This is a genomic window from Cytobacillus sp. FSL R5-0569 (genome assembly GCF_038007265.1).
Taxonomy (GTDB): domain Bacteria; phylum Bacillota; class Bacilli; order Bacillales; family Cytobacillaceae; genus Cytobacillus; species Cytobacillus kochii.
In genome coordinates, this window is record NZ_JBBOWW010000001.1 from 4475539 (window position 1) to 4488753 (window position 13215).

Below are 13215 nucleotides of genomic sequence, written 5' to 3' on the forward strand. Positions count from 1 at the left end.
TTTTCACTCCTTTCCACTATAAGTAACTGTTCTTTTTATTCGCTCAACTTTTCTCACAGCTACGGTCTTATTACCACTTTGACCTGATTTTAGAGAAAGATAGGCCGTTAAGCTTCGTATCGTAGGGTATTTAAAAATATCAATTAAGGATAAATCCTTGCCAATTTCATCTTTTACAGCGGCAATCATACGTACAATTAGCAAAGAATAGCCACCCAATTCAAAGAAATTGTCATCGGGACGTATCACTTTTCCTGGTAGAAGATGATCCCATATTCTTTTCATATCCTTTTCCATATTTGTTTGAAAAGAATAAGAGCCAGTGATGTGTTCCTGTTGACTAGACCAAGCCATTAACTTCGATACATCTACTTTTCCATTTTTCGTAACAGGAATTTCTGGTATGGATATAAATTTATTAGGTATCATCGACAATGTCAGTACTTCTCTCAACCGAATCCGTAGTTCATTCGGATTAAACATTTCCTTGTTTACTACAACAAAAGCAATTAAGTGAACATCGTCATCTGTATTTACATCTATTACTGCACAATCAGTGATTTGAGTTTCATTAACGATAGCAGCTGCTACTTCATTCTTATCTACTCTTACACCTCTTATTTTTATTTGATGATCTTTCCTACCCAAAATCTCAATTAATCCATCTGGACGATATCTCCCCAAATCACCTGTCCTATATAACACATCATCTGAAGAACCTGACCATTTATGTTGTTCAAATATCTTGTCTCGGGAATTAATATAGCCCTTAGACATATAAGGTGTTCTTATTGTAATTTCACCCATTTCACCAACTCCACATTGATCACCACTTTTATTCACAATAAGAAGTTGAGCATCAGAAATAGGGCTACCAATAGGCATTACTGTATTACTTTGTAATGCTGAATCGATGGGACAACTGCTCTTGGCTAAAGTTGTTTCCGTTTGACCGTAAAAATTATTGACCTGGGCACATGTTACCTCTCTCCACTTCTCTACCAAATAATCAGGTAACGGTTCACCGGCAAAAAATATGTGCCTTAATGAAGGCAATTTTATCTTCAAACCGCTTCTAAACCAGTGCATGGTAATAGACGGGACAGCGTGAAGGAGCGTGATTTTTTTCTCATTGAGCCAATGAAAAATATCTTCCTCCTCATCCTCTACAGGTACACAAACTGTAGATCCACTTGTTAACGGTAAAAATATATCACGTAAGTATACATCAAACGTTGTATGAGTCAGCTGGGCACTTCTATCTTCATTACTGACACTAAAATGGTTTCTTTGCCAATTGAGAAAATGTGAAAGGCTATTATGCGATCCTAATATTCCTTTCGGTTGACCTGTAGTACCTGAAGTAAAGAATATATAAGCATTGTCATGATTGATAGGTTTCATACTTCTTGAATTCTCCAACCTATTAACAAACTCATCTACATGGTATGTAGCGAGAGTACTAATTGAAAAAACGCTCTGATGAATGCCTAAATTGTCAGTAAGAATAATAGCCTTAGCTTTTGACTGCTCAATCATTTGAGTAACCCGTTGTGCAGGTAGATCATTATCAATATTTAAAAATGTTGCGCCTGCCTTTAATACACCTACGATTGTGCCTATCATCGAATAACTTCTTTTGCCTTGAATAGCAATAACATCCCCTGGTTTAATGCCACATCTTCGTAAACCAACGCTCACTTTATTAGAATAATTAGATAATTGCGTATACGAGTAAAATTTATTACCTTCTTCCACGGCGATTTTCTCGGGCGTGTTCTTTGCCCAATATTCAACCTGTTCGGTAACAGAAGGATAGCTTTTTTTGTACAGTGGTTTCTCTGGGTTAGGTAATATTTTTTTTGATTTTCCCGTCATTAAACTCGGTTGTAGGATCGATTGTTCTTTGTTAGCGATAAAAGTATTTAATAGACTCAAGTATTGTTCAAAAAAGTCTTCCATTCGCTCAACTGAAAATAAATGATTTTGATAAGCTATACTGAATTTAAATTGATCTGCTGTCTCTTCAATATATAAAGTCATCAGGAATTTAGACGTTATATCCGCTACTTCTAGTTCAGCTATTTCCTCACCATGAACGCTGAACGTTTTTTGCTCTTCAAACTTCCGATAATTTATTAATATGTCAAATAACGGATTCCGGTCTATATTTCTTTCAGGTTGAACAGCCTCAACAATTTGTTCAAAAGGAATATCTTGATTTTCGAATGCGCCCAAGACAATTGCTTTTGTCTTCATTAAAAACTCGGTAAAACTCAAATGCTCATTGATATCCGCTTTAAGTGGTAGCGTATTTAAATATAACCCTACTGCCTTTTCTAATTCGGTATTACTTCTATTAATAATCGGTGTACCTAGAGTAATTTCCTTTTGCCCACTTAAGCGGGATAAAAGAACATAAAATGCACTCAAGAAAAACATAAATGGGGTTACTTTATTGCTTCTAACAAAAGCCCTAATTTCATTGGCTTTATTCAAATCAATTTTTTTGTGAATCGTATGATTATATCTTGTGTTATTTTCTAAATGATCCATTGGAAGCTGAATAATTGGAATATCTTCATTAAATATCTTTTTCCAATATTCTAGTTGATGTTGGATTTTACTCTGCTTATTAGACAACCAATAAGTATAATCTAAATACTGAATTGGCTCTTCTGCAAAACAATCCTCATTCCCCATATAAACTTGAATAAGCTCATTTTTTAGTACATTTATAGACCAACCGTCACAAATAATATGGTGAAGTATTAGTACGAAGATATCTCGTTCCTCACATCGCAAAACACTTCCTCTAATTAACGGAGGGTCTTCTAGGTTAAATTTCATTTTCATCTCAAGATTAATGCACTCTTGTAAAGTAGCCTCACTTGCCTCTATAACCTTCACACACTGTTCATATCCAGGAATGACCTTCTGAAAAGGAAAACCATCGATTTCTAAAAATTGAGTCCTCAATGATTCATGCCGAATAATAAGTTTGTTTATTGCATCATTTAAACGATTTATATCAAACCTGCCAGTTGATTTTAAGATAAGCGGAAGGTTATAACTCGTATTATCTGTATTTAATTTTTCTAAAAACCAAATTCTTTGCTGTGCATCAGTCAAAGGATGCCAAACTTGTCTATCTGCTACCTTAACAATCGGTGACAATTCTGAAATAGAAGTAGAAGCTTGAATCAAATTGGATAATTGTTTAACTGTAGGATTTTCAAATAATGATCGTACGGTTAAAGAGATTTGAAAGGCTTTGTTTATTTGCGAGATAATCTGTACGCCTAATAAGGAATGGCCGCCTAATTCAAAAAAATGATCATTCAGTCCAACAGAATCAATGCCTAATCTTTCACTCCAAATATCTGCTACTTTTTTCTCTATCTCACTTTCAGGGATTGCGTAATCCTGATTAATCATAAGATGTTCCGCATTGGGTTGAGGAAGAACTTTTCTATCTACTTTTCCATTTGCATTCAGCGGAAAACTCTCTAACTTCATATAATAGGCAGGTATCATATAAGAAGGTAAGTGTTCTGTTAGATGTTCTCTTATATCAACAGCCTGCTTATCTTCACCTACATTTAAAATGTAATAACAACTTAATTGCTGTCCATTTGCAGTGACAATGGCTTCTTTTATAAAATCTAAAGCTGCAATACTACTTTCTATCTCTCCAAGTTCTACTCTCATTCCTCGAATTTTAATTTGATTATCATCTCTTCCAAGGAACATAATCTCGCCATGTTCATTTAAATATCCTCTGTCCCCTGTTCTATACATCTTCTCCCCTTCAAAAAAAGGATCAGCAACAAAGGACTCATTTGTTTTTTTAGGGTCATACAAATAGTCTCTGGCAAGACCAATGCCAGCTATATAAAGATCTCCTGGGACCCCATATGGAAGTGGATTTAATTGATGATCAAGCACGTATACCCGATTATTATCAATAGGGCGTCCAACTGATACAATATCTGTTTCAAATTCGTCATCAGGCGTGCAATCATAGCACGTTGAATCAATAGATACCTCTGTTGCTCCCCAGGTATTAAATAATTTACCAGGCATTTTTTCGTAGAATTTTTTGACCAATGAAGCCTTTAATGCTTCGCCACTAGAAACAACAACCCTTAAATTAGATAATTTCTCTTTCTGCAAAGGTGTGATTTCTTCAATAACCATCTTGAGCATACTTGGCACAAATTGTAGCAGAGCCACCTTGTATCGTATTGCATATTCGATAATACTTGTCGGTTCACGATGTGCACCTGCAGGAATGAATGCGACTGCTCCTCCTATCATCAATGGCCAGAAAAACTCTACTGCTGAATCATCGAAAGTTAAAGTTGTCTTCTGCAAGGCTACTTCATTTTCTTGTAGTTTATGTTTATTTTGCATCCAACACATACGATTAACCCAACCCCTATGTGTACTACTCACTCCTTTAGGGGCCCCAGTTGATCCCGAAGTATAATATACAGATACCAAATGATCTGGAGATATTTTCACCGTTGGCTTTTCACTCTTGTAGGTACTGAAAGAATCTATTAATTCATATTCTATAAATGTAGTATTTTTAGCTGCTAATCCCTTTTCATCTGTGATACAAACAATTGATTTAGCACTTTTTAATAAACTATACACACGTTGTACAGGTGCTTCCTTATCGATTGGCAAATAGGCGCCTCCTGCCTTTAAAATACCAAGCATAGCAACCACAAGCCCCAACGACCTATCCATCCTTAACCCTACCGGTTGATCAGGTTGCACACCTCTTTCTATCAAAACATGTGCTAATTGATTGGCGCGCTTATCTAGTTCTTCATAAGTTAAAATCTCATTTTCGAAAATTGCTGCAGTAGCAGAAGGTGTTCTTTTGACCTGTTCTTCAAAAAGCTCATGTAGGCAACAGTTAGGAAAATCCACCTTCGAATTATTTAAATCTACTATTAACTCCCTTTTACTCTCTTCCTTAATGATAGAAATATCTTTAATTTTAATCTGCGTGTTTTCCATCACCGATTGAAGGATTTGAAGAAAAATATTATTATATTGCTTCATAATCTTTTCACTAAATAAATCACTTCTATATTCCCACTTGCCTAGATATTCTGCCCCTTCTTTTTTAATAAATAATGTTAAATCGAATTTCGATAAACCATTAAAAACAGATTTAATGGGACTGAGGTTTAAATCTTCAACTGTAACATCTGTATTTGGCATTTCTTCAAAAGCAAACATATATTGAAAGAAAGGACTTCCAAACAACTTCCTATTAGGCCTAACCTCTTCAACAACCTTTTCAAAAGGAACATCATCATTTGAAAACACATTCATCGCTTTATTTTTTATTTGCTTTAAGAATTGTTCAAAGCTGTGATCATTATCTATTTCATTTCGTATAACAACCGTATTAACAAATAAGCCGATAATGTCTTCAAAATTTGCTTGCTTTCTTCCGGCCACAGGGGACCCTACAGAAATATCATGTTCACCTGAAAGTCTATGTAGAAATATAATATAAATAGCCAAAAATACAGTGTACACCGTTACATCTTTATGCTTGCAATAGTTTTTTAGCTCCTTTATTATTCCTTCTGGTAATGAAAAGGTAATCTCTTCACCTTGCATTGAATTGGATTGCTTTTGCTTACCAGCTGATAAGTTTACTATCGGTTGCTCTTTTTCTAGTTCCTTTTTCCAAAAGGCAAGTTGCTCATCCATATATGGCTGATTCCAATGGGCAGATTGCATTGAAATATAATCTTGGTATGTTACCTTCGTTTTTTCTTTCAATTCTTTTTCTTGAATATATGATTGATAATGTCTAAAGAGCGCTTGAATAAAAACATGATCAGACCAACCATCTGAAATGATATGATGGAAATTAAAATAAAAAATATGCGTATTTTCTGCTAATTTATAAAGCTTGAATCGAAAAACCCTTTCTTTTTGTATATAGAAAGGAATTTTTGCATCGATTTTCATAAAATTAACTGCCTGTTCTCTTGCCAATTCTAATGGATAGTCTGACAGATCAACTTCCGATACAGTTATACCTTCAATGACTTCTTTATATTGGTAAGGTTCTCCATCCTTGTCACCAAACCGGTATGAAAAAATATCATTTTCTATACATGTTTGATGGAGACTCGCCTTTAAACCAGCAGTATCCAAGAACCCATTGATTTCTATATAATGAGGTAAATTATATAGAGCACTGTCACCATCCAATTTATTTAAAAACCATAAACGTTTTTGTGCATCAGATAGCCAAGATGCTTCGCCTTTCTGTACTTCTTTGCATACCAACTCCTCATTTTTACCATCCTGATACTTTTCATTTATGAGAATAGATAATTGTCTTATAGTCTTTGCTTCGAAAACATCTTTAATAGTAAGGAAAAGGTTAAATGTTCCATTAATTCTTCCTACTAATCTTGCTACGAAAAGAGAGTTACCACCTAATTTGATAAAAGGCGTATCCATATCAACAGCCTCTAAGTATAGAAGTTGTTTCCAAATCCCAGCCACCTTTTGCTCCGTTACATTGGTTGGGACACTTTCTATATTGCTTCTATAAGGAGTTGGCAGCTTTTTCCTATCGACTTTTCCATTTAATGATAATGGAATAGATTCCACTTCTATAAATACGGAAGGAATCATATGTTCAGGCAACTTAGTATTAAGATAATCTCTCAATTCAGACTCCTCGAGCACAAAACCTTTACTAAATTGCACATATGCTACTATACTCATTTCACCAGATTGGTCCCACGGTGTTGCTATGCACTTTTTTATTTCTTTTCTTTTTTCTAGAGAAGCTTCAATTTCTCCAAGTTCAACTCGAAAACCACGAACCTTTACTTGAAAATCTTTTCTTCCTATATATTCTATTGCTCCGTCTGACCTTTCCTTACACCAGTCCCCTGTTTTATATAAACGACCCCTCTCTTTATTTGGATGATGTATAAAGGAATGTCTAGTTAATTCCTCTCTGTTGTAATAGCCTCTTGCAAGGCCAATCCCTCCGATATATAATTCGCCACTCTCACCAGGAACAACTGGTGCCAGATTTTCATTTAAAATATATAATTGAGTATTACTTATCGGATAACCAATAGGTACAACTCTTTCACTTTCATCACCCGTACATTTCCAAAATGAAACATCTATTGCTGCTTCTGTTGGACCATAGTAGTTATATAAATTGGTATTTTCATATTTAGAAAAAAAATCTAATTCAATTTTCTTTGTTAGGGCTTCACCACTGCAAATCACCCTTTTCAATGATGTTATCTGTTTAGCTGGAATTACTTCAAGAAAGACAGATAACATGGACGGGACAAAATGTATGGTTGTTACGTTCTGTTCTTTAATTAAATTCAACAAGTAAGTGGGATCTTTATGTCCTCCTGGCTTAGCCAGTACGATAGCAGCACCGGTCATTAATGGCAAAAAGATTTCCCATACTGAAACATCAAAACTGTACGGGGTTTTCTGGAGTACTCTATCGGCAGTTCCTAAGACATGTTCATTCTGCATCCACTGTAAGCGGTTGTTTAATGCTTGATGTGTATTTGCCACTCCTTTAGGTTCTCCTGTTGAGCCCGAAGTGTAAATAATATACATTAAACGATTATTATCTCCTTGTACCAAAGGGGATTCTCCAGAGTGAACTTTCCATTTCTCCTCATCTACTAGAATTTTTTTATTTATTAATTGATTCATTGCTATAAATAAGTTTTCTTTTTCTTTTGAGGTAATTAAAAATGGAGAATGAATATCCTCCACCATATATGAGAGCCTATCTGATGGGTAATCTGAATCTAACGGCACATAAGCGCCTCCTGCTTTTAAAATACCTAAAAGCGTAATCACCATATTAAAGGAACGATCTAAACATACAAGTACAGGTTCTTCAGGCTGAAGACCTTCACTGAGTAGATAATTTGCCAACTGATTTGCTTTTTGATTTAAATCAGCATATGACATAGCTTTGTTTTCAAAAATAATTGCAGGAAGGTTAGGTGTTTGAATCGCTTGCATTTCAATTAATTCATGAATACTTTTCTCACTGTTTGGAAAATTTATTTCAGCTGATGATGAACCCATCTTCGTTATATCCATAATCCACCCTCCCTTTACTCATTCCATTCTTTCGCTACTAAACTTGCGTTATGACCACCAAACCCAAATGAGTTACTCAAAGCCACTTTTACCTGTTTCGCTAATGCCTCATGTGGGACAAAGTTAAGATTTAATTCAGGATCAATATGATCACAATTGATTGTAGGATGTATAAGATTTTCCCTTATAGAGCAGATACTTGCTACTAGTTCAACCGCTCCTGCTCCCCCCAATAAATGGCCTGTCATTGATTTTGTTGCACTTATAGGAATATTTGTTGCTGCTTCTCCCCACAGTTTTTTAATGGCCATGGTTTCATAATAATCATTGTATTTTGTACTCGTACCATGAGCATTGATATAATCAATTTCAGAGAGTTCTACGCCAGCATCCTCAATAGCTTTCTTCATTGACATCATCATTCCCTCAGCATTTGGGTCAGGAGCAGTCTGATGATAGGCATCTGAAGTAGAGCCATATCCAGCGATTTCAGCAAGAATAGTAGCCCCTCTGTTTCTTGCAAAATCTTCAGACTCAAGAATAAGAACTCCCCCACCACTTCCTAGTACAAATCCATCCCTATCTTTATCAAATGGTCTACTTGCACCTTGTGGGTCGTCATTTCTAGTTGATAACGCTTTAATATTAGAAAATCCCGCAAGATCTAATGGGGTCAAATCTCCTTCTGCTCCGCCAACAATCATTACATCCGCTTCACCCCACTGGATTGCTCTTAAACCTTCACCTATACAATTTGTACCCGTGGCACAAGCAGTAACAAAGGCTCCACTCTTCCCTTTAGCCCCAGTTAATAAAGTGATTTCACTAGAGGCTGCATCTACTACCATAGATGAAACAAGATAGGGGCTGACCCTTTTAGCCCCTCGTTCAATCAGCCTTTTATCATTTTCTAATACTGTCTTGAGCCCACCAGAACCCGAACCAACGATTACACCTATCCGATAGGGGTCAATATTTTGTAAGGGCAAACGCGATTGTTTGAGTGCCTCTTTTGTCGCAATTAATGCATATTGAGTATATGCATCCATACGTTTAATTTCCTTACTATTAAAATAGTCTTCGGCTTGGTAATCTTTGATTTGTGCTGCAAACTTAGTAGTAAAATGCTCGGTATCAAAATTAGAAATGGGCTCTACCCCACTTTTACCACGAATTAAATTTGCCCAAAATTGCTCTACCCCAATTCCAATAGGAGTTACAACGCCCATTCCGGTTACAACTGCTTTTTGTTTCAATTTTTATCCTCCCTAATTACTGCAAAAATAGATTTTTAAACTTGTAAAAAAAATCAATAGTCTAGTAGGATAATGACGACTCTTTTTCCACTGCATTTGTCACTATCTCTTTTATTACTGGAACATAAAGATCAGCATCAAATTTTGATTCCAAATGTTCTTCCAAGTCATATTTAATTATTTCGTCACCTTGTTTCACTCTAATAACTGGATGAATATGCACACTTTGTGTAGCATCCCCTGGTACTCTTGGAATACTAAATGTTTCTTCAAATTTACTAATGTCCCCATATTCCAGCGAAATAAAGATGGTTAATTCATTAGTGTTCAATGTTGAATCTTTGAATTCATTAATTGTCCGATGACCATTTTCATACCAATGCTGCCCATCAAATTTTAATTGATAGCCAACATATCCAGGCTGAAGCCATAATTCTGGCGATTCATTCAACTCATCTAGTATTCTCTTTGATGGATCTTGTTCTAATGATTTTTCCATTTTGCTGATATTAAATTTTTCAGCTAGATGGTTCGCAAGTATTTGTGAGTTATAACGGAATCCGTGAATAAATCCACTTGTAGAATATCCTCTATAATCTAGACCATGTGTTTGTGCTCCTGCAAAATACAAATTGGATACCTCTGTCGATTCAAATACCCCATTAATCGATGGGAATTTTTTATGCAACAACTGGATGTTAAAATCCTTTATCAGTTGATCTATATTTGACTTAAAGCCTGTTGCTGCAATTACTTCATTGAAGAAAAGTGTTTCAACTTCACCGTCTGCATGAATATATTCAACGGTTACATTAAAACCTGTTGCTACTTTCTCTATACTCTTTATATGGCAATCAAGCAGTGCTGCTTGATGTTTAAGTTGATAGTTTTCTGCAAAAATCGAATTAACCGCTCGGATATTTCCAACATAGTGGGTTTTGTAAGCCATTTTTGCTGAGGAAGGGCTTGCTACCATAATCACATTCGCTTCATTTAATATCTCCTGTGCACATTCAAGTCCACTATTGCCTTTCCCTAAGATTAGAACACGCTTGTCCCTGTATGATTCTTTTGTTTTCATATTTTCATACATGGTTATATGCTCTATTCCCTCTATTTTTGGGATAACAGGTTTTAGACCTGTTGCTACAACAACTGCTTTGCTTGTAAAAGTTCCTTTAGTAGTAATGACCTCAAATAACCCTTGTTCTGTTTTATTCGTTTGAATCCATTGAGTATCATAACTAATCGGGATATTACATTCGTCAATAAGATCATTTAACATATCAACAATTGCTTTCCTATTTGGATAAAAATCCTGGCTATAATTTCTCATTAATATATTCTTCTCTTTTGTAATTAAGCTATTCCAATCGAACCTTTCTGCATATCGGCTTTTAAATGGTTTACCAGTATACAATTTATTATTACTAATAAGTTTTTCGTGAACGGGATACTTTGTGAAGCTATATCCAGCTCTGTTAAAAGCCTCTAGAACAACCATATTAGGTTCAGCCCCATTTTCTCTACATATCTCTGAATAAGTAAGTGCCGTTTGTATTCCACCAGGTCCTCCACCAATAATTAATACATCATAGATATGATTGTCCATTTTTACTTCCATATATAAATCTCTCCTTTTATTTTATTGTGATAGTATTTGAAGGTAGCGCCTTCTTGAATTTGAATTTTTCCGAAAAATGATAAGCAGGTAACGCCATCGCAGTCGTGATAATTGCCATCCAAACCATTAAACTAAATAAGTCTTGAGAAATAATGTTATATGTTAAGCCAACATTAAGTACGATTAATTCCATTAATCCTCTGGCATTCATTAATGAACCTACCCCTGATGACTCCCTCCATCCAAATCCAGCTGCCCTCATAGTAATCAAACAGCTAGCATATTTACTGATAGATGAAAAAATAAGAATGATTAAAAACATGATGAGCAGCGAGACGTTCAGTGTAGTAAATTGCGTGTTGATCCCAGAGTACGTAAAGAAAATGGGGACAAGGAAGACCACTACAATGTCTTCTAATTTTGAGCGAACCTGCTGTTCAAACACTTTATTCTTAGGCATAATGAGCCCCATCATAAAACCACCAAATACTGAATACACCCCTATATAATCAGTAAATGCTGCTGCACTTAAAACGAGGACAAGTATCAGCGCTAAAAGCCCCTGATGCATCTTTCCTGTTTCTACTACGCTTACAAATATTCTCTCTAGTAATGGTTTACATACTTTAAATAAAACAATGACAAAGATTATAGTTCCGAGAAATGTCACTCCTCCACCTTTGAGGGAATTTGTCTCTACTAAAGCAATAACTGCAGCTAGCGACAACCAACCTAAGACATCTATCACACTCGCAGATAAAAGTGTAATCCCACCTATTTTTGTCTTCATCATGTTTTTTTCTTGGAGAATACGTGCCAACATAGGAAAAGCTGTCATGGAAACTGCAATGGCAATAAACAATGCAAAATGGAGGAAATTATCTCCTTGAAAGAAAGCATCCTTCAAAATAAAAGCCAAAGCGATTCCTGCTACAAAGGGTACCAAAAAACCTGATAGCGATAATTTTGCTGAGTTTCGATAAAACTTTTTATCATACTTTTTAAAATTAACCTCTATTCCAACTAGAAACATATAAAGTGCCAGTCCTAAATGACTAAACATGTACAGGATATTTTTAATATCAGCATCAAACAAATTTGCATACAGGCCCGGAAATACTGCTCCAAATAATGTTGGTCCTAATATTACCCCTGCTAACATTTCCCCTAATACACGTGGTTGTCCGACATAAGTGCATAGCCTTCCAACACTTCTGGAGGCAATCAATATTAGGATAAAAACTACTAACATTTTTATAAATATATGCATCTCATTTCCCATATCACGGCTCCTTTTCTTGTACTATTTCTCCTAAAGTTTAATAGTCTAAAGGGTTTCAAAAATCCGTATTTTACGCAAAATTAAATTGATTCTATTGCGTTATAGCCATATTTTAGTAAGTTATTAGTATGAGAATGTAAAATAAAAAAACGAGAAGGTGGGAAAATGGTTGTTTTTAAAGAGAAGATGCATCACATCATCGACGGGGAATGTGCCATATGGTTAATTGACCTGAGTAAAACATACACGGAACAATACAGTATACTTTCAGCAGTCGAAATCACTAAAGCCAATCAATTTATACATAAGACGGAAAGACATCGCTATTTAACCTGTAGATATGCACTTAGAAATCTGCTCGGGTATTATTTGCATACTCCTCCTGCTTCAATCCATATCCAATACTCTAAATACGGCAAACCGTACATATCTAACAAGCATAAACATCCTTATACTTTTAATATAAGCCACTCAAATAATTGGGCCTGTATTGCAATTAGTTTAAGCCATTCAGTTGGAATTGATATCGAGGAACTCAAACCTTACCAACTAGATATGAATGATACTGCTAAGCTATTCATGACCAATACAGAATTGGACCAGTTGAAGAAAATAGAATCAGATGGCGAACGAGCTTTCATCCACTGCTGGACACAAAAGGAATCCATACTAAAACATTTAGGTGTTGGTTTTTATACTGACCCTAAATTAATTCATACCATCATTTCAAAGGATGTTTGTTTAAGAAACTATCCTACCGATTCATTATTTTTAAATACTTACACTCTTTCCAGTTATATATTGTCGCTTTGTACATCACAGCCTGTCTCCCCCTTCTTTTATAAGTATGATTCATTCTTTTAGTGAAATGTTTTAACAGGGAGATTGAACTATTTTTATTAAAA

General features: G+C 35.3%; 5 protein-coding genes. 1 reads left to right on the forward strand and 4 read right to left on the reverse strand.

Features of this window, described 5'->3' with window-relative positions; genetic code table 11:
• Window positions 1-3: 3 nt before the first annotated feature.
• From MKX78_RS22715 to MKX78_RS22730, 4 genes are all read right to left on the reverse strand, one after another.
• Entirely contained in the window at window positions 4-8148 is an 8145-nt protein-coding gene (locus tag MKX78_RS22715) for a non-ribosomal peptide synthetase (protein ID WP_341052535.1), read from the reverse strand.
• Window positions 8149-8162: 14 nt separating this feature from the next.
• On the reverse strand, window positions 8163-9404 hold the full coding sequence (gene fabF, locus MKX78_RS22720; protein ID WP_307316500.1) for a beta-ketoacyl-ACP synthase II: 1242 nt from the start codon (window positions 9402-9404) through the stop codon (window positions 8163-8165).
• A 61-nt stretch (window positions 9405-9465) separates the two neighbouring features.
• Window positions 9466-11028 carry an NAD(P)-binding domain-containing protein gene (locus MKX78_RS22725; protein WP_233435183.1) on the reverse strand — a complete coding sequence of 521 codons (1563 nt, stop codon included), beginning with the start codon at window positions 11026-11028 and terminating at the stop codon, window positions 9466-9468.
• Between the two features lie 16 nt (window positions 11029-11044).
• A complete protein-coding gene (locus tag MKX78_RS22730) occupies window positions 11045-12310 on the reverse strand; it encodes a cation:proton antiporter (protein WP_095371506.1) in 1266 nt (421 codons plus the stop codon).
• Window positions 12311-12475: 165 nt separating this feature from the next.
• Between MKX78_RS22730 and MKX78_RS22735 the strand changes: the two genes are divergently transcribed.
• Window positions 12476-13174, forward strand: a complete 699-nt coding sequence (locus MKX78_RS22735) for a 4'-phosphopantetheinyl transferase family protein (protein ID WP_307316496.1) — start codon at window positions 12476-12478, stop codon at window positions 13172-13174.
• Window positions 13175-13215 lie beyond the last annotated feature (41 nt).